Raw genomic sequence first — 24,082 nt, forward strand, 5'->3', positions numbered from 1 at the left:
CTGTCAAACGGACTCGTCGAAACACATATAACCTTTGAAGGAAGCGCATCGAATTCTAGGAAGCCAGTTCTCCTTAGACTTGAAACTTCCTCTCGCGTTAGCGACCCAGTGTCAATCAGATCGGGCAATAAATTAGAAACAACTGAGCGGAGCAGGCGGCTTTTGCCCGTGCCATTCTTTCCAACGATAACGGTAAATGTATTCTGGTTCTCTCCACGAGAAAAGGGCCGGACAAACTCAAACACACCCTCCTTGCATTCAAATTTCCGAATCACTATTGAGAACCTCTTTAACTTAGTATTTTTTTAAAAATGAAAACGTAGCATGATGAGCAATAATATCAGATATCACACTAACAGCATTAAACTTTCACCCGCCACATAAACCCTCCCCAGACAACCATCTCAATATCAATAAACTTCAATAGAGACATCAGGAGTAATTTCAGCGGAAATCAAATTAGCTATTTCTGAATACAACTTAACATCGTCACCATCGGAAGATATGGAAACAACCAAACTATATCGAGCGCTACTATTACACCTGCCCAGATGAGGCCTATATCTCCACCAACCAGCAACTGGCGAAATGGCAATTTTATCTCTCGCAGCCAAATTTATTGCCGGCCCAGTCCATACATCACTATGCACAGAGCCAGCCACAACATGCTTCGAGCCGAACGTCCAGTTATTATCCGTCTCCGGAGGCGGGGGCTTAAGCTCTAGAGATTCGAGCTTGTTTATACGATGTCTGAACGCGGCCTCAGTTTCCGACCTTCTCTTAAGATCGAAACGTAGACCGAAGGATTGATAACGGGCGGGGACCACTTGTGCCATCTCACCTGGACTAGGCTCAACAAAATATGAAAGTGTAATCTTTAATTGAACCTCGCGATTTTCGAGGCGCTCCAATTCCGATTTAGGCCAGGGAAGGTCGTAATAATGCACCTCATTAAAGTGTGGCTCACCGTGCTCGCGCCCATGTTCATCGACCCGCTTGATGAATGGCTGTATAAAAGACTCTGATATCAATGCTAGATCGTTTTGTGCTGACGCCAAAGCACGCTTCAATTGCGGCACTCCATAGCCAAAATGCCTAGCAAGCATCACACACTCTTTTTTCCCTTTTCCTTTAAGTCTCGCCAGCATCGCCGGGGTCCACTGAGCACTATGGATAATTAGAGCCCTCACTGTCTCTGGCCAAAGGTCTGGGTGCGCGGCCATAATTGCGGCGGCTAGGCCTGCAGCTTGAGCCGTCGCTGAACTTGTAGCCCAAAACTCTTCAATCGGGTTTCTAGTAAAATCTTTACCGGTGGTTAGAATGGAAAGCGCTGGGACTCCAGAAACTATTTGCGTCCCATCAGGGCTGATAGCTTTGTTTCCAGCTTCGAACACTACCTCTGGCTTGATAGGACTGCGGGCATGCTCCCAATCTATTGATGCACGACTATATGGACTGTGGTCTCCGACACCTGCGACTGCTTGCCATCCCTCATATCCCGGTTGATTTTGAAATTCTACTTTGTCAGTGAACCCTCCCACAGCTATCGCATTCCATGCTTGAGCGGGGTCTTCAATTGGAAAGTCATAAAGGTCCGATATATCTTCAGGACTTGAGGAGTCAGGTATATTGCCCGCTGAAAGAATGAATAAGCGCCGAGGTCCAAGCCCGCCTAACTCATCGAAGTCACCCACCATCGAACCAGAACATATTTGGTCAATTGAAGAGCTCCAGGTTGTAGGTCTCATACCTGAGACATCTTCATTCGAAACAGCCATGCAAAAAACTCTATTGCGCAAGGGCGCGTTCGTCTCAGCTAAGCTGACAGCAGACTGAGTGATAAATCCGTAGCTAGACGGATCATTTCTTATCCAACCGCTGGGAGGCAGAAATTTCACCGACTCCAATCTGGCTTGTAGATCTATGCATCGCTGGTCCGCAAGCGAATATGTCATATCGCCATAAAGCGCCGCACCAGCCATATTTGTTCCATGCCCGTGGTGATCATCCCTTCCCCAACTTTCATTTACAGCTTGGCAATCACCAGATGAAAGAGCAGGCTGAAGTAACGGGTGCGCATGATTTATTCCGTTATCCAAAATACATATGGCGGGGCTATCTTCAACGGGTGATTTAACGCGACTTGATAAATCCGAAATCCAGTCGTATTTTTCACGAGAGGTCAGTCGCGTGAAGAAGTAGGGATTGTCATTAGCTCTTCGAAGCTCTTCGACTCCGTCAGCATTTCCTACGAGAATTGTCATCTCAAGAGTATTGGCATATATCAATAAAACTTCGGTATCTGGAAAGCTGAGTGAATTTTCATTCACTCTAAGTCTAAGCGTATGAACGATGCGAGATACCTGCCCTACTTTCGACGATACGCACCAGCACTCCCACCATAGATGTTGGGAAAGACCATTTGGAAATGGACGTGAATCTGTCCATAGTGTCTGAATATCCCCCAAAACGAAGCTATTCACGGCCGAAAACTTAGTATCGTTTTTAGCTTTGCCTGAAGGAGTCTTTTCCTCTGCATATTCCATAAGCTTACGATCGAGGTATCCAATCGAGTTCTCTGGAACATACAATGCTCCAATCATGGCTCCGTTATCCTGGACTCTCAATGCTGACATTCGGATATTCTGAGACTTCCAGTTTAAATCTGGGGGAGCAGCGCCCTCTTCTAACGACACCTCCAAATACAGGGCTCGTGTGCCCTCGCTGATATCGGTACTGAAATACCCGTTCTGACCAGCAAATGCACGGACAGCAAGATCATATCCTTCTCGGAGCCGACTGCCGTGATCGTCCTCTCTGCCAGACGATGAGGAACTCATATCCTTTACAGGCCGTTGGTAAGCATGGCCTGTCTTGAATTTTTCGAATCTGAAGTGCGGGAAGTCGTAGGATGCCATGTTGGAGTTTTCCGTAAATCCAAGGCTGAGTTCGCTAGATCAGTAAGCTCTGATTCAATACTGACAAGTATCCTTCAGCGCGTGACGTTGTTGAAGCGCGTTAATGATCTGCTCAATCGACGCTTGCTTAGAATCGTGAAGAATTAAGTCTTTCACAACTTCAGAGGAAGCTCGGCTTATTTCTGCTTGACTTAGCCCATCAGCAACCGAAGTTACTTTTGCCCACGGCATCCTCTTAGGCAAATATGCATGCATAAATACTTCAAGTACTGCCTTGATACCTTTTGAATCAGGCAAGGAGTACTCGACAATCTCGTCAAACCGTCGAAACAGCGCTCTGTCTAATAACTCCGCGTGGTTCGTCGTCGCCACTACCAAACTATCGGTACTATTAGACTCTTCTAAAAACTGTAAAAAAGAGTTTAGAACTCTCCGCATTTCTCCAACGTCATTATCAGCATTCCGTCGACCGCCAATCGCATCAAACTCATCAAACAAATAAACCGCCCGCACCGACGCTATTTGGTCAAAAATCAGACGTAGCTTCGACGCTGTTTCTCCCATATAACGAGTAATCACCGTTTCCAATCGAATTGTGAACAACGGCAATTTCAGCTCACCCGCCAAGATAGAGGCAGTCAAAGTTTTCCCCGACCCAGGCGGCCCTACTAACAATATTCGCGAGCTCGGAGATAACCCATGACTACGAAGTTTATCGCGCTGTCGTTGCTGATGGATAAGCCTATTGAGTTGCGTACGCTTAGCATCGTCCAATATCAAATCTTGCATTTGAGATTTTGGATATGTCACAGACAGTAGATTCTCTAGCTCTCCCCTAGGCTTTGAGATGGGAATGGCTACCTGATCGCTCACACGCTGTTGAAGCGGTTTAATTTGCTTTCTCTTTCGAGCAGCTTCAACCAACGTTTTCAGCTCGTCCGCAACCTCGCGCCGCCCCTGTCGAGCTTCCGCAGCGGCGACCTGCAAGGCGATCGAGAGGAACTGTTCTTCGTCGCCTTGGTTGTGGCTGCTGAGGAGGGCGATAATTTGTTGGGCCGTAGCCATCGGAGTGTCTTCCCTGCGGTGGGTGGGCTACTGCTTAACGTCAATTCATTCTAGTCGATTGAGCCAATCCGGCCTACCCACGGCCATCTGAATTTCTATCCATCGTAAAACTGATAAATCAACCGTCCGGCTTGGGCTTTCGATGAAATTTTGCGGTAGCCGATCACTGATATCGCCCCATCGAATTTCTTGGTTCGGTTGTAACACCAGCGTACTCAGTAACACGCAAAAACCGAAACCCCGCATGGAGTGTTACGCAATAGAAACCCTTGTTATTCATATAGTTACCGCAACTTGTAACTCAGGTAACACCAGTAACCTCCATTTTTCACCCCCATGAGTGTCGACGCCTCCAGCGCGAACACAGCTCGACCTAGAGAATTGCTTCTGCAAAGAGGGGCTGTGCTGTCGTTATCCCATAGTGGATCGGCCCCCGGGCTTTGTTAGCGGGCAGATGCCCAGCTTAGGGAACAGCTGAACCGGGTTAACAATTCATTAGTGCAAATGCACAAAGCTGCTGATAGGTCGAGGGGACCTATGCATCTCTGACATGGCAGGGGCACATAACCTGCGCGATCTTGTTAGTGGCTGACTCTGTCGCGGTGGTTTAACAGGTTGACTCCGTTGACGGCGCTGGTGACCATAATCATCAACATGCGAAGCTATCGTTACCCAGACAGTAAAAATAGCGCTTTTCAATCATATTTTTTCGATTTCAATCCCTGAAATTTCAGTAACTTTGAAATGCTTCCACTAAGACAGTCCCGCGGGTTTCCGACCCCGTATGCTTAGGTATTCCTCAGGGGCCCCGGCAGTTTTTCGTCTCAGCCACTGCGATTCAATGCGCTATCCGCTAGCGGCGAGTATCGTGTTTCCCATCAACGCCATTGCTACGGATTGGATGATGACCAAAAGTATTTTCTACGCCTTGGCCGCTGCTGCACTCTTTGGTGCCAGCACACCTCTCGCCAAGGTTCTGGGACTTAACGTCTCCCCCGTGTTGCTCGCCGGCTTGCTGTACCTGGGAAGCGGCTTAGGCTTGACGGTTACTAGACTGATCCGTGATCGCGGCTGGCAGCCTTCCGGCTTAACTAAGTCAGAGTGGCCATGGCTCCTCGGAGCTATTGCATTCGGTGGAGTGTTGGGGCCTGTGTCTTTGATGTTCGGCCTTTCCCTGACATCTGGCACCACTGCTTCGCTGCTGCTGAACCTTGAAGCTGTGTTGACTGCCCTTCTTGCATGGATGGTTTTCAAGGAGAACGCAGATAGGCGGATCGTCGTTGGAATGATCGCAATAGTTGCAGGGGGCGTATTGTTGGGCTGGCCTCAAACCTCAGCAGAGATTCATGGGTGGATTGGCCCGGTCGCCGTTGCCGTAGCATGTCTTTGTTGGGCCATTGATAACAATCTTACTCGGAAGGTTTCAGCCTCAGATGCATTGTTCATTGCAGGCATCAAGGGATTGGTCGCCGGGGTCGTCAACTGCACCTTGGGAATTGCTCTTGGAATGCATCTCCCTGAATTGTCTCTACTCGGGCCAACGCTACTCGTAGGCTTCTTAGGATACGGCGTAAGCCTGGTGCTTTTCGTGCTGGCGTTGCGGGGACTTGGAACAGCACGGACCGGAGCGTATTTCTCTACTGCTCCATTCTTGGGAGCAGCTATTTCAATCCTGTTTCTAGGCGAAGCCGTGTCATGGGTGTTTTGGGTTGCTGCGGGCCTAATGGGGATTGGAGTCTGGATACACCTCACCGAGAGTCATTCACACGAACATCAACACGATCCTCAGACGCATGAGCATCGCCACGTTCACGACGAGCACCATCAGCACGAACATTCGTTTGAGTGGAGTGGGACAGGAGCACATAGCCATGCTCATGAACATGCGCCGATCCAACACAGCCATCCACACTTTCCGGATATTCATCACAGGCACAAACACTGAGGGGGAGCCCTAGCACAGAGAAGCGTGTATCCCTACATGTATCCCTAACTTCCAAAATGCCTTGGAAGCCATATAGAATATGGAACAAGCAAGTCCCCCTCGGGGCACCATATAGCAGTATCTGAAAGTCTCTACCAGACTCTCAGACCCAAAGAAACCGGCCACTTGGCCGGTTTTTTTGTGCCTGTCTGTTTAACGTTGTATCCCCTTATCCGCTGTATCCCTGCTTGCATCCTGAGAAAAATCCCGAACTTTGGACACAAGGATGAAGCGCGCAGACATCCAGCGCCGCCCTCTCCCTGACACCACACTTGCGGGATTGAGGCAGGAATCAAAGGTGCCCTCCCCCTTTGAACAGCGATCCGCGAAAGCTGCTATCGATGCGGCCAAGACTCGAACCTTCCGAGTTGCCGCTGATGCCTGGCTGAAGGCAAAAGAGAAAAAGGGTGTCGTACCCTCCACTCTCAACAAAATCCTCTCCCAACTCGACAAAGAACGAGTTTGCTTCAGCAAAAAATCACTGGGGAAGCCATATTGAAGATGCTTTCGATTAAACAGTGGCTATTGCGCCAACCAGTGGGTAAGGGAGATTTAACTCAATCGTCCGCTCCGACATCACTGGTGCCCAAGCCCATTCAACCAGTTTGTACCCATGGCATTTCAACCGAGCTTCCTGTTGGCACCATGCGGTAGCAAAAGCCTTCGGCCGCTGATCTTCGGGTATGCGCTGCAACAGCGTAGTAATTCTCGGACCCAGAAAATCCAGCGCTACCGCTTGCCAGTCTGGAACTTCCTGAACGTGCATCAGATCAATGCCGACCTTGCCATGCAAATTGATCGCTGCGACCGACATACCGTTGTCATGGCTGATCGAAAACCCCGGTTCGCGCATTTTGCCCAGCAACAACCGAGGTGCAGACCCTGGCTGGCTAACCACGCTGATCGCCTGCGCCGGCAACCCGAGTTCCTTCCCCAACACCTCCCGCACATGGTCACGAATCCGCTGGCGGGCGTCTTCGCGTCGTGTACCGGGAGGATGACGGGTGCTGATCAGCCAAACACCGTCTGCCAACCGTTCAAGCATTTTGTGCACGACCCGGCGCGGCGGGGCAGCCGGCCCAACGACTAGTGGCGGGGATATGTTCGCCTTTCATGACCAGAGTCAGTGGGCCGAGGTGCGCGTCGTTGCCGACCACGGCGCTGTACAGCACCGAACTGCGCGGGCCCATGTAGACGCGTTCGCCGATGGTGACCTGGTCAATTTTCATCACGCGGTCTTCGAACAGGTGAGTTTGCGGGCAGGCGCCGGCGTTGAGTTCGCTGTCGGCACCGATGGTCACGCAGTCAAATTCGGTGATGTCGGTGGTGTCCATGTACACGCCGCGGGCGATTTTGCAGCCGAGCATGTTGAATGCCAGTGGCAGCCACGGGGTGCCGCGCAGGTAGCGGAGGAAGTTCGGCGCGGCCATGCCTTCGTAGAGGCTGGTGATGCCTTCGGACAGCCACACGAACCGCGTCCACATCGGGTCGGCGCGTTTGCGGTAGCGGCCTATGATCAGCCATTTCAGCGCGACCACGAACAGGAAGTTGCCGACGCCGTAAGCCAGGCCGATCAGCCCGAGGTAACCGAGCACCGCGCCCCAGCGTTCTTCGGCGGCCAGTGGCATCAGGTCGAGCATGACCGTATAGCCGACGGCGATCACGGCCGCATGCGGGGTGACGATGCGGAATGCTTCGATCAGGCCACGGGTCAGGCGCCGTAGCGGCGAAGGACGGAAGGTCAGGGATTCCGGGTAGCCACTGACTTGCTCGCGGGCCGGCAGGTTGATTGGCGGCGAGCCAAGCCAGGTGTCGCCGTTGGACAATGCGACGTTGTCCGGCGCGGCGGAGTGCACGCCGATCAGTACGTTCTCGGGCAGCACGGTGCCGTCCGGGATGTAGCTGCCGTTACCGACAAAACTGCGGTTAGAGATGACGGTCGGTTGCAGGCTCATCCAGCCGCCATCGATGCGCTCGTCGCCGAGCATCACGGCGTCAGCGATGAAGGTTTCATCACCGAGGGTCAGCATGTCCGGGATCACGCCCTGAGCGGTGGATATCTCGGCGTCGCGCCCGACCTTGGCGCCCAGCAGGCGATACCAGAACGGCGCGTACACCGTGGCGTAAATGCCGGACAGGACGTTGAGGCTCGCCTCCTGGATATGGCTGACCAGCCACTTGGCGCAGTAGGTGTTGCTGTGCACCGGGTAGTTGCCGGGCTTGAGCCGGGGTAAAGCAATCCAGCGCAGCGCAGCGGACGCCAGTGCGGTGGCGACGATCAACACGGCGCTGGCCGGCAGCGCGAGGGCGAAGTAACGCGCCAGTTGCAGGAACACGCTGTCGCCTTGCAGCGCTGGCAGAATTTGCTGTTCGTCAAACCAGTCAAGCAGGAAGAAGGTCGGGAACACCGGAAGGAAAAACAGTGTGGCGATCAACAGGATGCCGAAGACAAAGAACACGCGCTCAGCGAATAATCGCGTGGCCGTCACGGCCGGGCGCGGTGCCTGATCCTGAATGTCGAAGCTGCCGATGTCGCGGGCCGGCGAGCCTTGCCAGATACGCCCGGCCGGTACGTGGTGACCGTCCGCCAGCGCCGATTGGCCTTCGAGATGACCGAAGTGACCGACGCTGGTGTTGCCTTCCATGATCACGTAGGAACCGATGCAGGCATTGCCTTGCAGGGCAACGCGCCCGAGGTGCAACTGGCCGCGCTCGACGCGGGCGTTTTCGAAGCTGACGCCGTTGCCGATGCTGACGCCATGGCCTATTTCCAACAGATCCGGGGCACGAAGACCGACACCGCCGATGATCACGTCCTGGCCGACTTTGGCGCCAAGGGCACGCAACCACAACGGGTAAAGCGACGAGCCACTCAGCAGGTAAACCGGTGCCGACTCGACCATGCGGTCGGCCGCCCACCAGCGGAAATACGTCAGGCCCCACAGCGGGTAGGTGCCGGGTTTCAGGCGTCCTCCGATCAACCATTTACCGGCCAGAGCGATGCCGAATTGCAGCACGGTGGCGAGTAGGAAAACTGCGATGGAAGCGAGGGTCGCGAGCGCTATCGAATCGCCGGGTGCGCCGGTAAGGAAGTGATAGGTGAAGAATGGCGCCAGCCATTGGGTCATACGCAGGCCGACCATCACCGGCAGCGCCACCGCTTGCGCCACGCCACAGCGCCAGCGCCGCCAGGCCGACGACGGGGTCCATTGCACCGGCGCTTCTGCCGCTTCCGGGGTTTGCGCCAACACGGCGGCGATGGCGCCGATACGCCGCTGTTGGTAGATGTCTCGCACGGTGATGTGGGCAAAACGCGGGTCGGCGCGCAACGCCGAGGCCAGGCGTGCGGCGAAGAACGAGTGGCCGCCGAGGTCGCTGAAAAAGTCGGCGTCACGGCGAATCGGCTGGCCCGGGAACAGCTGCGCCAGCGCGGCGAACAACACGGTTTCACCCTCGTTTTCCGCGGCATCGGATTCTACATCGGCGCCGCCGGTATCGGTGCTGAGCGGACGTGCCTTGAGGGCTTTGCGGTCGATTTTGCCGGAGGTCAGGCGCGGCATGCTGTCGAGCAATTCAAAGCGGCCGGGCACCATGTACGACGGCAGTTTGGCTTGCAGGGCTTTGCGTAACTGGCAGGTAAACGTGGCGGGCGTGGCGTCGTCGCACACCAGATAGGCGATCAGTTGATCGAGGCCATCCTCGTTGCGCAGTAAAACCGCCACGGTGCCGACGCCGGGTTGCTGCGCGAGCAGGGCTTCGATCTCGCCCAGCTCAACGCGGAAGCCGCGAATCTTCACCTGATCATCCGCACGGCCGAGGCATTGAACTTGGCCATCGACGTCGATCCGCGCCAGGTCGCCAGTGCGGTAGAGACGCGCATCGTGGTAACCGCTGGCCCAAGGGTTGTGCAGGAATTTTTCCGCAGTCAGGTCCGGGCGGCCCAGATAGCCATCAGCCAAACCGGGGCCAATGATGCATAACTCCCCGGTTTCACCGCGTGGCAGCAGAGTCGGCGCTCGACCGTCACCGACCTCGTCCTCATTGGCAATCACCAGCAAACCGTAGTTAGGCAGGGGCGTGCCGATGGTCACCGGATGACCGGGCGTCAGCCGCGCGAGGCTCGCCGACACGGTGGCTTCAGTCGGGCCGTAGGTGTTGAAGATTTGCCGCCCGGGTTTGCTCCAGCGCTCGACCAGCGACTCGGGGCACATTTCGCCGCCGAGGTTGATCAGACGCAAGCCCGGCACGTCTTCACTGAACAGCGCCAGCAGGGTCGGCACGGCATGGAGCACGCTGATGCGTTGCTCGTTGAGCAGGCGCGGCAGGACTTCCGGGTCGCCGCTGGCTTCTTTGGGGCCGATCCACAGCGTGGCGCCGACCAGATAGGCGATCCAGATTTCCTCGAACGACATGTCGAACGCCACCGAAAAACCCTGGTAGATCCGGTCGCTGGCGCGGATGCCGAGGATCGCGTTCTCGCTGCGCAGGAAGTGGCAAATGCTGCGTTGGGAAATCAGGATACCCTTGGGTTTGCCGGTCGAGCCCGAGGTGTAGATCACGTAGGCGGCGTGGTCTGGCAGCGCACCGCAGCGTCGCAGCTGTGGCGAGTCGCATGGCGTCAGCAGGGTTTCGGCGGTCCACAGCGTCAGGCCGGTTTCGGCCAGTGCTGGCGCCAGTTCATCGCAACACACCACACCCACGGCGCTGGCGTCTTCCATGCAGACTTGCAGGCGTTCCACCGGCGTATCCTGATCCAGCGGCAACCATGCCGCACCGGCCTTGGCGATGCCTGCCTGCATCACCAGCAACTCGATCCCGCGTGGCAGCCACAGACCAACGATCTGCCCTGGCTGAACGCCGTCCCGAATCAGTTTTGATGCCACCTGAGCGGCTTGATGGTCGAGTTCCCGATAAGTAAGCCGGCGCTCACCGAAGATTAGAGCAATCTGCTCAGGATGCCGACGGGCGCTGGCTTCAAGCAAGTCGGCCAACACTTCCTCGCGTAGCAGTTCAGGTTGAATCGGACCGTACAGAACGTCCTCCAATCGCTCCGTCTTAGAAGGCTCAAGCATTGTTAAGTTATTCATGAAGTGGTTTTCGCTGTGTTTAAAAAAGTAAAAGCCGAGTGGCCCTGAGTTAATTAAGTGTTTGTTGGAGCATGCTGGCTCGCAAAGTCAAAAAGTCAGCATTTATCGACGCTCACTATGTCGCGATCTTCGGAACGGCCCGTTCCCACAGCTAAACGTTGCGAGGTTCAGGCATCTTGCATGAGGTATATCTGCATCTTTTATTCAAGTACGTCTTGGACGACTTTATGTTGCAGCAGCAAAGCCAGGAGGTAGAACTTGCCCCATTCAAACTAGCGGCAAAGATATTTTGCGGTTCGTGCATAGACGCAGTCATATATCAGAAACTTTATTTGATTCGTATATGACATATTCGTGCCTGGGGTTGGCAAGTTGCGCCCCCATTTGGCAACAGGAGATTCTGGTTAGCCCGCAACATAACGCCACTTGATCTCGCTGCACTCAATCCGCTATCAAGTTTTGTAATCTCTGGCTGGTTAATTAATTTTCGTGGCTCAATGTTGACCAGACGAATGATTGATCAGACAGGTTTTTAAGTGAAGCAGAATTAAGTATGTTTCAGTTGCCATTAAAAATACTTAATTAGAGCCACCAATATGGAGCTCGATGCAGAGCAGATGCAGGCGTTTCTGAGCGTCGTCAGGGGCGCCAGCATTCGAAAATGCAGCGACCGGTATTTACCCCTTCAGCGGTTCGGCAACGTATACACGCGCTGGAAGTTCGTGTTGGCCGTTCAGTCATTGTGCGGGGTGGCTTCAGCTTGCCCCGCCTCGCCTTTGGGCTGCACTTGTGAATCTCTCGCCGTATAATCACGCGCTCCTGAAAACAGTCCCACGCGTCTCGCTCTCACGCTGACTGCATCCACGTTTTCGACACGCATACTGAAGGGCATCGCTAAAGGCACACCATGGAAACCTCTCTGGAAACAGTCGCCCTTTTCTCCCTCAAGCTCGCCTACGAGGAAGAAGGCCTGAGCCCGATCCTGCGCGATGACATGGTCATGGGTGACTACCAGCGGGACATTTTCGAGTTGTTGGTGCGCCGGCGTGATGTGGAGACCATTCAGTTAAAAGTGAATGAATGCCTGGGACTGGCGCTGGACGCCTTGGGCGGTGTCGAGAAACCGCTCGGTCGTGAGTTGCACAAGCTGTCAGCGGACTTCAGCCAGGCGCAGTCGCTGGAGCAGCTTGATCAGCCGCTGCTCGCGCTCAAGGGTTATCTGAAGGACATTCTGTAATTCAGCGCGCCGCGCGCCCTTATCTATCCATCCTCTGGTTGAAGAAAAATCCCGCCCCCATCGCTCTTCTCCACCGTTTGACACCGATGAAGTGAGTGGCGCGACGCTACTATTTTGTTATCTTGCCGTCCGTCTACAGCGCGCCTCATCAATGCGCGCTGTCTCAGGATTTTTGCAGGTAAAGGAAAGGATCGAATGGCGTTTCTGTGTCTACTCGCATTTCTGGCGACATGGGGTTTAATGTGGCGCTGGGTGGTGAAGAACCGCGGCAACTGGAATCTTTTTTCGGCAACGTTCTCGGTGCCGGGGCGGGGTTTATTGTCGGCGTGGTGGTGTTTTCCATCACGCTGTCACTCTTTGCACCGGAGCTTAAAACTGCAAAAAAGCAGGTTCAAGAAACGGCAACTCAAGCGGTCGCGCCTGCTGCGATGATGCCTGAACCCGAGCCCGAGACTGTTCCTGCGCCGGCCCCGGTCGCCGTCGCGCCGCCGGCACCTGCACCTGCACCTGCACCTGCACCTGCACCTGCACCTGCACCTGCACCGGACAATTTTCCGGCATTCGTTGCTGGTAAACCACAGAATGAGCCTTCGCCACCCGAGTCCGCGCTCCTGCCCAACTACAGCAATCGCCTGACCAACACGGTATCCGAGAAGCAGGTTGCAGACGCGCTCGGCCAGGACTTCGCTGCCCTGCGCGCAACCCTCGGCAAAGATCCGTATGCCGATAAATCCATGATGGCGGCGGTGATCTGCGCACCGTTCATTCACAGTGCCATGCGCTTCCCGGCGGCGACGCTGATTGCTCCGCAAGTCACCAACAAAAGCCAGCGCTTCAAGGATCAGGTCTATACGATCAGCAACACCGTCACTGCCCGCAACATGCTTGGCGACGATGTGAGTTATCGCTACACCTGCTCAGTGCAACCAGTACCGGGCAGCAATGGCGAAAATGCCGAATGGCGACTGCTCGATCTGAAGTTGAAGAAGAGCCAATCTTAAGTCTCGCTTAAGGGTTAAAGGCGCCGGCTGCGCTATCATCGCCGGCCTGTGCGCCTTGAGCTTTGCCTGCGAATGCCTCCAACACCTGATGACCTGATCCCGTTGCCAGCCGTTTTGGCCGGTCCGCTGTTGCGACGGCTGGAACCGACGCGACTGGTGTTGTGGCTGGTGGGTACACGCCAACTGTCACTGACTTTGCGCCTGCACGATGTAGGAGATATTCCTCTCGGTGCCGAGCAATGTACGGTCATTCCTGTAGGCCGTCGGGCATTCATTCACCTCATTGAGGTCACCCTGCAAAGCGCCCTGCCCTGCGACACCCTGATCAACTACGACCTGTTGATTGATAACAAGGGCATCGCCGACTGGGCACCTCATCTGCGGTACGGTAACGCCGCGTCTCCAAACTTCGTGTTGCGCTCAACAATCGATCAACTGCTGCACGGTTCCTGCCGTAAGCCTCATCACCCGGCGGCGGACGGTTTGCTGTGTGTCGATCGTCTGTTGGCGGCTGAACATGTAGCGACAGAGCGCCCGGCCCTGTTGATGATGAGCGGCGACCAGGTCTACGCCGACGACGTCGCTGGGCCGATGCTGCGGGCCATTCATGCCTTGATCCAGCGGCTGGGGTTGTTCGACGAACACCTCGAAGGCGCCGTGGTCAGCGACAGCGCCAGGCTCTACGAGCACCCGGCCAGTTACTACCATCGTGCGGATTTGTTACCGGCGCTTGAGAGCAACGAAACCCTGCGCGAGCGATTTTTCGGCGGCGCCCGTAAGCCGATTTTCACCAGCAGCAGCGCCGACAATCACCTGGTGACCTTTGCTGAAGTCATGGCCATGTACCTGCTGGTCTGGTCGCCGACGCCCTGGACGTTGATCGATCCGAAGCCGCCAGCACTGACGGCCGAAAGACTTGAACGTTATGCCCTTGAACAGACCCGTATCGACGCCTTCAAGGCTGGCCTGTGCGGCGTTGGCCGGGCGATGGCGCACCTGCCGTGCCTGATGATTTTCGATGACCACGATGTCACCGATGACTGGAATCTTTCCGCGCAATGGGAGGAAACGGCCTACGGGCATCCGTTCTCCAAGCGCATCATCGGGAACGCGCTACTCGCCTATCTGTTGTGCCAGGGTTGGGGCAACAATCCGGATGCGTTCGCAGGCGTGTTAGAGAAAACCCGTCTGTTGAGCAGCACCAGCCAATACCTCGACAGCGCCATCCAGGATGACCTGATCGACGAATTGCTGAGCTTCCAGAACTGGCATTACGTGTTGCCGACCACTCCCGCCCTGGTGGTGCTGGATACTCGTACTCGGCGCTGGCGCAGCGAGATGAACCTCAAGCAACCCTCGGGTCTGCTGGACTGGGAAGCCCTCAGCGAGTTGCAACAGGACCTGTTGGATCACCCATCGGCAATCATCGTTTCGCCAGCGCCGATCTTCGGCGTCAAACTGATCGAGACCGTACAAAAAGTGTTCAGTTGGTGCGGTTATCCTCTGCTGGTAGACGCCGAAAACTGGATGTCCCATCGCGGCGCGGCCCAGGTCATCCTGAACATTTTCCGACACTCGCGCACACCCGGTAACTACGTGGTGCTGTCGGGTGATGTGCATTATTCCTTCGTCTACGAAGTCCTGATCCGACACCGCAAGGCCGGCCCGCGCATCTGGCAGATCACCAGCAGCGGGATCAAAAACGAATTCCCGCGAGCCCTGCTCGAATGGTTCGACCGCCTCAACCGCTGGCTCTACTCGCCGCGTTCGCCGCTTAACTGGTTGACCAAACGTCGACGCATGCGCATCGTCCCGCACATACCCGAACACGCTGAAGCGGGCGAGCGGTTATGGAACTCGGCGGGGATTGGCCAGGTGCTGTTTAATGAAAAAGGCCAGCCGCGGGAGATCTATCAGCACAATTCGAATGGCGCGGAGAAAACGCGGATGCTGGCGCCGGATCTGGCGGATTATCCGGACTGACGCGCACCCTTCCAATGTAAGAGCGAGCCTGCTCGCGATTACGGTAGGCCATTCAAAACGTACAACGCCTGATACACCGCTATCGCGAGCAGGCTCACTCCTACAGGGGTTTCGGCTGCGCGTCAGTCCGCAGACACCGCCCGTCCCACACCTCTAACAATCATCTCCACTTCCCGCTCATCAATCGTCAGCGGTGGCAGCAGGCGAATGGTTTTGCCGCGGGTCACGTTGATCAGCAGGCCATGATCCCGTGCGGCGATCAGGGTCAGGTCGCGGATCGGTTGGGCGAGTTCGATGCCGATCATCAAGCCTTGGCCGCGGATCGCCAGGACGTTCGGGTCATCGGCCAGTTCGACGCGTAATCTGGCGAGCAGGCGTTCGCCTTGCAACCGGGCATTCTCTAACAGACCTTGTTCTTCGATGATGTCCAGCACAGTGCAACCGACCCGGCAGGCCAGTGGGTTACCGCCGAACGTGCTGCCATGGCTGCCGGGGGTGAACAGGTCCGCCGCTCGGCCCCGAGCAAGACAGGCGCCAATGGGTACGCCGTTACCCAGGCCTTTGGCCAAGGTCATGACGTCCGGGACAATGCCTTCGTGTTGGAACGCGAACCATTGGCCGGTGCGGCCGATGCCGGTCTGGATTTCGTCGAGCATCAACAGCCACGAGCGCCGATTGCAGAGTTCGCGCACAGCCTTGAGGTAACCGGGCGGCGCCAGTTGCACACCGCTTTCGCCCTGGATCGGCTCCATCAGGATGGCCACGATCCTTGGGCCGTGGGCCTGTTGCACTTTGTCCAAAGCGTTGAGGTCGCCGAACGGCACTTTGACGAAATCCCCCGGCAGTTCATTGAAACCCAGGCGTACCGCCGGGCCATCGCTGGCCGACAACGTACCCAATGTACGGCCGTGGAAGGCGTTCTCCATGACCACCACCAGCGGCTGCTCGATGCCTTTGTGCCAGCCGTAAAGCCGTGCGAGTTTCAGCGCCGTCTCGTTGGCTTCGGCACCCGAGTTATTGAAAAACGCCCGCTCCATGCCCGATAGCCGAGTCAGTTTTTCCGCCAGTCGCTGCTGCCAGTCGATGCTGTAAAGGTTCGAGGTGTGCAACAGCAACCCGGCCTGTTCGCTGATGGCCGAGACGATTTTTGGATGAGAGTGACCAACGTTGGTCACCGCTACGCCCGCCACTGCGTCCAGATACTCGCGACCGGCCTGATCCCACAGGCGCGTGCCCAGGCCTTTGATGAAACTCAGGGCCAGCGGTTGGTAAGTGGTCATCAGGCAGGCGGTGGTCATGGCATCAAGCTCCAGCAATGGTCGGTGTTTTTGCAGTATGGTTAGCCACCTGAGCTGGATAAACGCTGCAATACTTCAATCATTTAAAAGCTGGGCTTGATAATGGATCTGTTCCAGGCAATGACCGTTTACGTCCGCGTGGTGGAAACCGGCAGCATGACCGCCGCCGCATTGCAGTGCGAAATGTCCACGACCATGGTTGGCAATCACCTGCGCGCCCTGGAGCAACGTCTCGGCGTGCGTCTGCTCAACCGTACGACCCGGCGCCAGCGCTTGACGGAGTTTGGCACTGCGTATTATCAGCGCTGCCTCGAAGTGCTGGGGCTGGTGGCCGACTCTGAACGGCTGGCGGAACAAACCCTCGACGAGCCGAGCGGCACGCTGCGCATCACCGCGCCGCTGACCTTTGGCACTGAGCGGCTCGCGCCCGCACTCAGCGAATTCGCTTTGCGCTGCCCGCAGGTCAAGCTCGACGTGGTGCTCACCAACGGCCGCCCGGATCTGCTGGAGAACGGCTTCGATGCAGCCATTCGCCTGGGCGCAATCGAGCCGTCCAACATGATTGCCCGCCCCCTCATCGACTACACCCTGACGATGTGCGCCTCCAAGGAGTACCTCGCGCGTCGGGGCACACCGCAAAAACCCGAAGATCTGCAACACCACGACTGCCTGGCCTTTGCCTATCCGGCCGGAGATGACTGGCACTCGGTGGAAAAACAGTGGCGACTGACCGGCCCCGAAGGCGAGGTCCTTGTGGCGGTCAGCGGCCCGATGCTGATCAACAGCTCGGCGGGCCTGCATCAAGCGGCGCGAACCGGCATGGGCATCGTGATGGTCCCCGACGCACTGGTGGAGCAAGACCTGAAGGACGGAAAACTGGTGGCCTTGATGCAGGACTACCAACTGCCGAGCCGGCCAATGCATCTGGTCTACGCCCAGGATCGCTACCGGTTGCCAAAACTGCGCAGCTTCGTCGACTTCGCCATGCAGATGTGGGGTAGATCCTGACGTCGAGCGCTGGACTAATCTCGAAAAACTGCTGACAAGGAGTCGAACCATTGATGAAAAACAACCTGACCGTACGCAACCTGTTGCCTGACGAGGTGGAGTCGGTACGGCTGTTCCTCGGACAACATGGCTGGGGGCACCGCACCGGATCCAGCGAACATTTCACGCAACTGATCAACAACTCTCAACGCACGGCGGTTGCCCTGCGCGACGCCCGGATCGTCGGCTTCGCCCGGGGTATCTGCGATGGTTTGTCCAACGGCTACCTGTCGATGGTCGTGGTCGACGGCCAGTACCGGCGCGAAGGCATTGGCCGCCAGCTGGTTGAGCATGTGATGGGCGACAACCCCGACATCACCTGGGTACTGCGCGCCGGACGGGAAGGTGCCGAGGCCTTTTTTGCCAGCCTGGGGTTTGAGACATCGGTGATTGCAATGGAACGGCCGCGATTAAAATAAGCGGCGTCCACCCTGGCAACCGCTATGATCCGGTTCCTCTTTCCAGCACGGACGCTGTGCGATGCTTGTCACTCTACAAAATACCCCCCTGTGGGTTTATGTCGTTTTTCTGGTTCTGCTGTATTTCGGTCTCAAGGCCCGCAAACCGCAAAACGAAAGCCGATTTGCGCTGTTATCGACCCCGCTGGTGTTATTGGTCTGGTCGCTGATGTCATTGAACCTGACGGATGATCCAGGCTTGACCCTGGGCGGCTGGCTCATTGCTTTGTTACTGGGCACCCTGTCGGCATGGCTGATTTTCCCGAACAAGGGGGTCAATCTTGATGATCCGGAAACCGGGTTGATCGTGCCGGGCACCTGGAAAGCGCTGATACTGCTGCTGCTTTTTTTGCCGTGAATTACTATTTCGGCTATCAGGATGACGTGCACCCGGAGCGGGCTGCCGCCCCGGATATGGTGTTGTTCAAAGCCGTCGCATCGGGCTTTATCACTGGTCTGATCAGCGCTCGCTCACTGAAATATTACCGCTTGCTGCGCACCCTTCAGGCTCAACGCCCGCCATTGGGCAGCCAATGAGTCAGGAGCCACTTTTCACCAACACCGGTTTCTCCTGATAGCGCTGAGCAAACACCTGCTTCAGATTCGCCACCTTCGGCATGTCGTTGATCACGATGTAGGGATAACTTGGGTGCTCCGTCAGGAAATCCTGGTGATAGTCCTCCGCCGGGTAGAAGCCGTTGTAGCTTTCCAGTTTCGTGACGATGGGTTTATTGAAGGCATGCGCCGCATCGAGTTGCGTGATGTAGGCCTGCGCAACCTTCTGCTGATCGGCGTTGACCGGGAACAGCGCCGAGCGATATTGCGTGCCGCTGTCCGGCCCTTGGCGGTTGAGTTCAGTGGGGTTGTGGGCCACCGAGAAGTAGATCTGCAGCAGGCTGCCGTAGCTGACCTGAGCCGGATCGAAGGTGACTTGCACCGACTCGGCATGGCCGGTATCGCCTTCGCTGACCCGCTCATACTCTGCCGTATTGGCCGCGCCGCCGGCGTAACCCGAAACGGCTTTCTGCACGCCTTTGACGTGTTGGAAAACACCCTGCACACCCCAGAAGCAGCCACCGGCGAACACCGCCGTTTCGCTGCGTGCCTGAGTGACTTCATCAAGGGTTGGCGGTGGAATGACCACCGCGTCTTCACCGCCCAGGGAGAACGCTGAAACCTGGCCTATCACGCCTGCAACCGCCACTCCCAACAACATACGACGCCATGTAATTTTCATTTCAATAATTCCTGATTAGCCGAACGTGAAGGCATACGCCGAGACGCCCGGATCGAGAAACTCGATGCTGAAGGTGCGGTCCGTGACATCGCCGGACTGACGCACCAGCTGATACAAGCGTTGTTCGGTCACACTGCCGCTGCCATCGGGCGCCACGTCAGTACCGTGAGCCTCACCCGGGGCCTTGCCGTCGATCAGCACTTTGAAGCGCACTGGCTTGCCATCTGATCCTGGCCCCAAGACCAGATGCAGATCCCGAGCATGGAAGCGGTAGACGATGCGACTGGCCGGCGCACTTGCAGTGGCTCGCTCCGACCCGACATTCCATTGGCCGCCCAGGCTCCAGTTGTTGAGGGCCAGTTGGGCCGGCGGGTTGTACATCGCTACCTTGTCCGCCGCGAGGCTCGCTTCAGGTACGAAATTCTCCGCCCGCTGATAGCCGACATAGGTTTCCGGGGACTTGACTTCGTTCATCTGCGGCGCGAGCTCAACCCCCTCGGCACTGGCATTGATCAGCCCGTCCGCGACCTTCGTCGCCCCGGCTTCCTTGAGCAATTGCTGGATCACCCGCTCCGACTCGGCGTACTCGCCTTCGCCAAAGTGGTGATAACGAATGCGCCCCTGAGCGTCGGCAAAATAGTGCGCCGGCCAGTACTCGTTGTTGAACGCACGCCAGATCTTGAAATCGTTATCGATGGCCACCGGGTAGTTGATACCCAGGTCCTTCATGGCTTTGGTGACGTTGCCGACATTACGTTCGAAGGCAAACTCCGGCGCATGGACGCCAATCACCACCAGCCCCTGATCGCGGTACTTCTCGGCCCAGGCCTTCACATATGGCAGGGTGCGCAGGCAGTTGATGCAGGAGTAGGTCCAGAAATCCACCAGCACCACTTTGCCCTTCAACGCCTCGGCGGTGAGTGGTGGCGAGTTAAGCCATTGCACGGCGCCGTCCAGCGGCGGCAACTGACCCTCGACCGGTAATGTGCCCGCAGCTTTGGCCGCCATTTTCATTGCACCGCCAGCGGCCATCATGTTGCCGTTGGCCGTGTCATCTGCCGGCGGAATCTGCGCCATCATCGCGCCGTTCGCGTTGGCGGTTTTACCCGAAAGCCTGCCGACCAGAGACTGTTCCAGACCACCGGTAGACGCCGTCGATAACCGTGCGAGAACCCCGGTATCAAGCCCCAGCGCAATCGCCGCGACACCGGCCAACATCAATGCGCCGAGGCCACGACGAATCCACTCGCCGGTGCCGATCGAACGCTTCATCAGCGCAAAGACCTTACCGCCCAGCAGCAATGCCGCCGCCAGCGATGTAGCGGCGCCCGCCGCGTAAGCCAGCAGCAACAACGTAGTGCCGATACTTGCCCCTTGCAGCGCGGCACCGGTCAGCACCAACCCCAAAATGGGTCCGGCACAAGGCGCCCAGAGCAGGCCCGTGGCGACACCGATCAGGAACGAAGCGCCGGGACGTGGCCGGGCATTGGCGCCCGCCACTTCCGACAACCGACTGCCCGCCGCCACCAGTGGCCGGGTCAAGCGGTCGGCCAGTTGTGGCAACAACAGCGTCAGCCCGAACAGCGCAACGAACACCAACGCGACCCAGCGACCGTACTGATTGAGTTGCACCACCCAACCACCACCCACTGCCGCCAGCGACGCGACGAGCGCGAAGGTCATGGCCATACCCGCCAGCAGCGGCAAGCCGCTTTTCATAAACGGCTGCCCGGTACGCGCGAAGACGAAGGGCAATACCGGCAGAATGCACGGGCTGACAATCGTCAGCACACCACCGAGATAAGAGAGAATCAAAAGCCACATAGTGTCGACCTGCATCAAGAGAGAGAAAGGAGTGCCCGTGGATCAAGTGGTCTGTGGCTTAAAGGTCATCGCCAGGCCATTCATGCAATAGCGTAGCCCCGTCGGTTTTGGCCCATCGTCGAAGACATGGCCCAGATGACCGCCACAACGCCGGCAATGGACCTCTTCGCGCACCACGCCGAAGGAGCGGTCCTGACGCGTGGCCACGGCCTTGTCCAACGGCTTCCAGAAACTCGGCCAACCGGTGCGGCTGTCAAACTTGGTCTCGGATGAAAACACCGGCAGATCACACCCGGCGCAAGCGAATGTGCCAGCGCGGTGCTCATCGTTCAACGGACTGGTATAGGCCCGCTCGGTACCTTCTTCGCGCAGGATCTCGTACTGTTCGGCGCTGAGGATGGCGTGCCATTCGCTGTCGGTGTGCGTGACCTCGAAAGCCTCAGCCGCGCTGGCATCACTGACCAGCGCGGTGCTCGCCGCAAATTTTGGCAATACACCAATCACCAGGGCTGCAGCCCCCAGCCCACCGCTCGTTAAAAGAAATTGTCTGCGTGAAAACATGGCCGTCTCCAAAATTCCAGGTGCCTGTCATGGAACACAGCCTAGGCTTGGGTTGATCGCCAAATCCTCACGGGAAGTTAAACAATTCGTGATAACTCCCCCTGAGGAAAACCCGCACAATGTGCCCATTCGCAGCAAAGGATTGAGCTTCATGGAACCGACCAAACGCGTCCTGGTGGTCGAGGACGATTTGCACATCGCCGACCTTATCTGCCTGCATCTTCGCGATGAGCAGTTCGAGGTGGTGCATAGCGCCGACGGCAATGAAGGCATGCGCCTGTTGCAGCAAGGAAGCTGGGACGCGCTGATCCTCGACCTGATGCTGCCCGGCGTCGACGGCCTGGAAATCTGCCGCCGCGCCCGGGCCATGGCCCGCTATACGCCGATCATCATTACCAGTGCGCGCTCCAGCGAACTGCACCGCATCCTGGGCCTGGAGCTGGGCGCTGACGATTACCTGGCCAAACCGTTTTCCATGCTGGAGCTGGTGGCACGGGTCAAGGCACTGCTGCGACGGGTCGACGCCATGGCCCGCAACCTGAAGATGGACGCCGGCAGCCTGATCGTCGATGGCCTGTCCATCGACCCGATCACCCGCGAAGTGTCCCTCGACGGCCGGCGCCTGGACCTCACGCCACGGGAGTTCGACCTGCTTTACTTCTTCGCCCGCCAACCGGGCAAGGTGTTCTCGCGCATGGACCTGCTCAACGCCGTGTGGGGCTACAGCCACGAAGGCTATGAGCACACGGTCAACACCCACATCAATCGCCTGCGGGCCAAGATCGAAACCGACCCGGCACAACCGGTGCGCATCCTCACGGTGTGGGGACGTGGTTATAAATTCGCGGCACCCGAGGACCCGTCATGAGATTGACCCTGACACAGCGCCTGTCCCTGGTGTTCGCCGTGTTGCTGCTGGTGTGCTGCGGCACCTCGGCATGGATGCAGGTGCGCTCCAATCAGATGCATGAGTTGGAAGTGGTGCAGGGGTTGTCCCGGGACCTGGCCCAGCACATCGCCCACGACACCGTGCTGATGGACAGCAAAGGCCTGATGCCCAATGCCGTGCGCGATCTGTTCAGCCAACTGATGCTGGTCAACCCGAGCGTCGAGGTTTATCTGCTGAACAGTCAGGGACGGATTGTCGGCAGCGCCGCGCCTGAAGGACGGATACGCCGCGAGCAAGTCGATCTGCTGCCGATCCAGCGTTTGCTCAAGGGCGATGCGCTGCCGATTCTCGGTGACGACCCGCGCAGCATCGATGGCCGCAAGGTCTTCAGCGCTGCACCGTTGCAGGTCGACGGTAAACCGGCGGGCTATCTGTATGTGGTGTTGCTGAGTGAAGAACACGACCGCTTCGCCGAACGCGGTGCAACCAGCGCCGCGCTCAACACGGCCCTACTGTCCATCGGATTGGTGGCGCTGTTGTGCCTGATTGCCGGCCTTACAGCCTTTGCCCTGATTACCCGGCCCTTGCGGCGCCTGACCGAAACCGTCAGCCAGTTCGACATCGACGGCGTGCCGGTCACACCGTCCGCACCAGCATCGGTTGAAAAAGCTGCCAGCCACGATGAGATTGCCGTACTCGACGCCGCGTTCCGGCAGATGCAAACCCGCCTCAGTGAGCAATGGCGTTCGCTGACCCGGCAGGACCAGGAACGCCGCGAACTGGTGGCGAACATCTCCCACGACCTGCGCACGCCGCTGGCCTCGCTGCACGGCTATCTGGAAACCCTGTCGCTCAAGGATGCCACGCTGTCTCCCACAGACCGCCGCCGTTATCTGGGCATCGCCCTCGATCAAAGCCGCAAGGTCGGTGGCCTGGCGCAATCGCTGCTGGAACTGGTACGACTGGAGCACGGTTTCGTGCAGCCGATACTGGAACGTTTCTCCATGACCGACCTGGTGCAGGACATCTTCCAGAAATTCGAACTCACCGCCGAAGCACGCCAAGTGGAACTCAAGGCGACCTTCGCCCCCAACGTTTCAGCCGCTTGTGCTGACCTGGGGCTGATCGAACGGGTGCTGACCAACCTGTTCGACAATGCCCTGCGCCATACACCACAGGGCGGTGAAATCGAACTCAGCTTGCGGCCGCAAGGCTCTTTCGTTGAGGTGACCATCAGCGATACCGGTCCCGGCATCGCCGCCGAACTGCGTGAAGGGCTGTTCCTGCGGCCGTTCAATATTGGCGGCGCACGGCGCGATGGTGGGTTGGGGCTGCGGATCGTGCATCGGATCCTGCAACTGCATGGCCGCGATATCCAGTTGATCGATGTGCCTGGGCGTGGCGCAACCTTCCGCTTCACGTTGCCCGTGGACGAACAAACAGCCGAACAAGGGGTGGTTCGTTCGATGAATCTGAATTCGCCGGGGAAATAG

17 protein-coding genes and 1 pseudogene are annotated in these 24,082 nt (G+C 57.2%); 10 read left to right on the forward strand and 8 right to left on the reverse strand.

The genetic code is table 11. The features are described from left to right. Positions 1–410: 410 nt before the first annotated feature. Together JFT87_RS27375 and JFT87_RS27380 are read right to left on the reverse strand one after the other, a co-directional pair. Positions 411–2,603, reverse strand: coding sequence for a S8 family peptidase (locus JFT87_RS27375; protein ID WP_201206475.1), 2,193 nt, complete (start codon positions 2,601–2,603; stop codon positions 411–413). A 369-nt stretch (positions 2,604–2,972) separates the two neighbouring features. Beyond that, complete coding sequence (locus JFT87_RS27380; protein ID WP_201206477.1) at positions 2,973–3,983, reverse strand: AAA family ATPase; 1,011 nt, start codon at positions 3,981–3,983, stop codon at positions 2,973–2,975. A gap of 904 nt (positions 3,984–4,887) precedes the next feature. On the opposite strand from JFT87_RS27380, the gene JFT87_RS27385 reads away from it, so the two are divergent. Beyond that, positions 4,888–5,928 carry a DMT family transporter gene (locus JFT87_RS27385; RefSeq protein ID WP_274610105.1) on the forward strand — a complete coding sequence of 347 codons (1,041 nt, stop codon included), beginning with the start codon at positions 4,888–4,890 and terminating at the stop codon, positions 5,926–5,928. A gap of 265 nt (positions 5,929–6,193) precedes the next feature. Continuing rightward, positions 6,194–6,466 carry a hypothetical protein gene (locus JFT87_RS27390; RefSeq protein WP_242487350.1) on the forward strand — a complete coding sequence of 91 codons (273 nt, stop codon included), beginning with the start codon at positions 6,194–6,196 and terminating at the stop codon, positions 6,464–6,466. 12 nt (positions 6,467–6,478) lie between these two features. Here the strand turns inward: JFT87_RS27390 and JFT87_RS27395 are convergent, their stop codons facing one another. Both JFT87_RS27395 and JFT87_RS27400 read right to left on the reverse strand, forming a co-directional pair. Continuing rightward, positions 6,479–7,012, reverse strand: coding sequence for a 4'-phosphopantetheinyl transferase family protein (locus tag JFT87_RS27395; RefSeq protein ID WP_201206479.1), 534 nt, complete (start codon positions 7,010–7,012; stop codon positions 6,479–6,481). Next, positions 7,005–11,039: a Pls/PosA family non-ribosomal peptide synthetase gene (locus JFT87_RS27400; protein ID WP_446739744.1), complete on the reverse strand. Its 4,035-nt coding sequence runs from the start codon at positions 11,037–11,039 to the stop codon at positions 7,005–7,007. The genes JFT87_RS27395 and JFT87_RS27400 overlap by 8 nt, the downstream gene beginning before the upstream one ends. Positions 11,040–11,961: 922 nt before the next feature. Between JFT87_RS27400 and JFT87_RS27405 the strand changes: the two genes are divergently transcribed. The 3 genes from JFT87_RS27405 to JFT87_RS27415 all read left to right on the forward strand — a co-directional run bounded on the left by JFT87_RS27405 (position 11,962) and on the right by JFT87_RS27415 (position 15,275). Next, on the forward strand, positions 11,962–12,291 hold the full coding sequence (locus tag JFT87_RS27405) for a hypothetical protein (RefSeq protein ID WP_201206483.1): 330 nt from the start codon (positions 11,962–11,964) through the stop codon (positions 12,289–12,291). 206 nt (positions 12,292–12,497) lie between these two features. Beyond that, positions 12,498–13,292 carry a hypothetical protein gene (locus JFT87_RS27410; RefSeq protein WP_242487351.1) on the forward strand — a complete coding sequence of 265 codons (795 nt, stop codon included), beginning with the start codon at positions 12,498–12,500 and terminating at the stop codon, positions 13,290–13,292. A gap of 72 nt (positions 13,293–13,364) precedes the next feature. Continuing rightward, positions 13,365–15,275: an alkaline phosphatase D family protein gene (locus JFT87_RS27415; protein ID WP_201206485.1), complete on the forward strand. Its 1,911-nt coding sequence runs from the start codon at positions 13,365–13,367 to the stop codon at positions 15,273–15,275. 122 nt (positions 15,276–15,397) lie between these two features. Here JFT87_RS27415 and JFT87_RS27420 read toward each other — a convergent pair whose 3' ends face one another. Continuing rightward, positions 15,398–16,573, reverse strand: a complete 1,176-nt coding sequence (locus JFT87_RS27420) for an aspartate aminotransferase family protein (protein WP_201206487.1) — start codon at positions 16,571–16,573, stop codon at positions 15,398–15,400. A gap of 102 nt (positions 16,574–16,675) precedes the next feature. Between JFT87_RS27420 and JFT87_RS27425 the strand changes: the two genes are divergently transcribed. The 3 genes and pseudogenes from JFT87_RS27425 to JFT87_RS27435 all read left to right on the forward strand — a co-directional run bounded on the left by JFT87_RS27425 (position 16,676) and on the right by JFT87_RS27435 (position 18,615). Then, complete coding sequence (locus JFT87_RS27425; RefSeq protein WP_201206489.1) at positions 16,676–17,581, forward strand: LysR family transcriptional regulator; 906 nt, start codon at positions 16,676–16,678, stop codon at positions 17,579–17,581. A 53-nt stretch (positions 17,582–17,634) separates the two neighbouring features. After that, positions 17,635–18,039, forward strand: coding sequence for a GNAT family N-acetyltransferase (locus tag JFT87_RS27430; RefSeq protein ID WP_201206491.1), 405 nt, complete (start codon positions 17,635–17,637; stop codon positions 18,037–18,039). 61 nt (positions 18,040–18,100) lie between these two features. Continuing rightward, a pseudogene (locus JFT87_RS27435) lies at positions 18,101–18,615 on the forward strand (DUF6622 family protein). 1 nt (position 18,616) lies between these two features. Here JFT87_RS27435 and msrA read toward each other — a convergent pair. Genes msrA through msrB form a run of 3 tightly spaced genes read right to left on the reverse strand, consistent with a single transcriptional unit; the run spans position 18,617 to position 21,700 of the window. Then, a complete protein-coding gene (msrA, locus tag JFT87_RS27440; protein WP_201206493.1) occupies positions 18,617–19,315 on the reverse strand; it encodes a peptide-methionine (S)-S-oxide reductase MsrA in 699 nt (232 codons plus the stop codon). Positions 19,316–19,330: 15 nt separating this feature from the next. Then, a complete protein-coding gene (locus tag JFT87_RS27445) occupies positions 19,331–21,139 on the reverse strand; it encodes a cytochrome c biogenesis protein DipZ (RefSeq protein ID WP_201206495.1) in 1,809 nt (602 codons plus the stop codon). Between the two features lie 42 nt (positions 21,140–21,181). Beyond that, positions 21,182–21,700 carry a peptide-methionine (R)-S-oxide reductase MsrB gene (msrB, locus tag JFT87_RS27450; RefSeq protein ID WP_201206497.1) on the reverse strand — a complete coding sequence of 173 codons (519 nt, stop codon included), beginning with the start codon at positions 21,698–21,700 and terminating at the stop codon, positions 21,182–21,184. A 151-nt stretch (positions 21,701–21,851) separates the two neighbouring features. On the opposite strand from msrB, the gene JFT87_RS27455 reads away from it, so the two are divergent. Both JFT87_RS27455 and JFT87_RS27460 read left to right on the forward strand, forming a co-directional pair. Beyond that, the gene (locus tag JFT87_RS27455; protein ID WP_201206499.1) at positions 21,852–22,568 is read left to right on the forward strand and encodes a response regulator transcription factor; all 717 of its coding nucleotides are present in this window, start codon (positions 21,852–21,854) and stop codon (positions 22,566–22,568) included. Further along, on the forward strand, positions 22,565–24,082 hold the full coding sequence (locus JFT87_RS27460) for a sensor histidine kinase (RefSeq protein WP_201206501.1): 1,518 nt from the start codon (positions 22,565–22,567) through the stop codon (positions 24,080–24,082). Before JFT87_RS27455 ends, JFT87_RS27460 begins: the two co-directional genes overlap by 4 nt.

Source organism: Pseudomonas sp. TH15 (assembly GCF_016651105.1).
Lineage (GTDB): Bacteria > Pseudomonadota > Gammaproteobacteria > Pseudomonadales > Pseudomonadaceae > Aquipseudomonas.

Excerpts from the sequence above, each read along its gene's own strand:
- JFT87_RS27375 (WP_201206475.1), bottom strand. The coding sequence starts at position 2,603 with ATGATTGGAGCATTGTATGTTCCAGAGAACTCGATTGGATACCTCGAT.
- JFT87_RS27380 (WP_201206477.1), bottom strand. The coding sequence starts at position 3,983 with ATGGCTACGGCCCAACAAATTATCGCCCTCCTCAGCAGCCACAACCAA.
- JFT87_RS27385 (WP_274610105.1), top strand. The coding sequence starts at position 4,888 with ATGACCAAAAGTATTTTCTACGCCTTGGCCGCTGCTGCACTCTTTGGT.
- JFT87_RS27390 (WP_242487350.1), top strand. The coding sequence starts at position 6,194 with ATGAAGCGCGCAGACATCCAGCGCCGCCCTCTCCCTGACACCACACTT.
- JFT87_RS27395 (WP_201206479.1), bottom strand. The coding sequence starts at position 7,012 with ATGCTTGAACGGTTGGCAGACGGTGTTTGGCTGATCAGCACCCGTCAT.
- JFT87_RS27400 (WP_446739744.1), bottom strand. The coding sequence starts at position 11,039 with ATGCTTGAGCCTTCTAAGACGGAGCGATTGGAGGACGTTCTGTACGGT.
- JFT87_RS27405 (WP_201206483.1), top strand. The coding sequence starts at position 11,962 with ATGGAAACCTCTCTGGAAACAGTCGCCCTTTTCTCCCTCAAGCTCGCC.
- JFT87_RS27415 (WP_201206485.1), top strand. The coding sequence starts at position 13,365 with ATGCCTCCAACACCTGATGACCTGATCCCGTTGCCAGCCGTTTTGGCC.
- JFT87_RS27420 (WP_201206487.1), bottom strand. The coding sequence starts at position 16,573 with ATGACCACCGCCTGCCTGATGACCACTTACCAACCGCTGGCCCTGAGT.
- JFT87_RS27425 (WP_201206489.1), top strand. The coding sequence starts at position 16,676 with ATGGATCTGTTCCAGGCAATGACCGTTTACGTCCGCGTGGTGGAAACC.
- JFT87_RS27430 (WP_201206491.1), top strand. The coding sequence starts at position 17,635 with ATGAAAAACAACCTGACCGTACGCAACCTGTTGCCTGACGAGGTGGAG.
- msrA (WP_201206493.1), bottom strand. The coding sequence starts at position 19,315 with ATGAAAATTACATGGCGTCGTATGTTGTTGGGAGTGGCGGTTGCAGGC.
- JFT87_RS27445 (WP_201206495.1), bottom strand. The coding sequence starts at position 21,139 with ATGTGGCTTTTGATTCTCTCTTATCTCGGTGGTGTGCTGACGATTGTC.
- msrB (WP_201206497.1), bottom strand. The coding sequence starts at position 21,700 with ATGTTTTCACGCAGACAATTTCTTTTAACGAGCGGTGGGCTGGGGGCT.
- JFT87_RS27455 (WP_201206499.1), top strand. The coding sequence starts at position 21,852 with ATGGAACCGACCAAACGCGTCCTGGTGGTCGAGGACGATTTGCACATC.
- JFT87_RS27460 (WP_201206501.1), top strand. The coding sequence starts at position 22,565 with ATGAGATTGACCCTGACACAGCGCCTGTCCCTGGTGTTCGCCGTGTTG.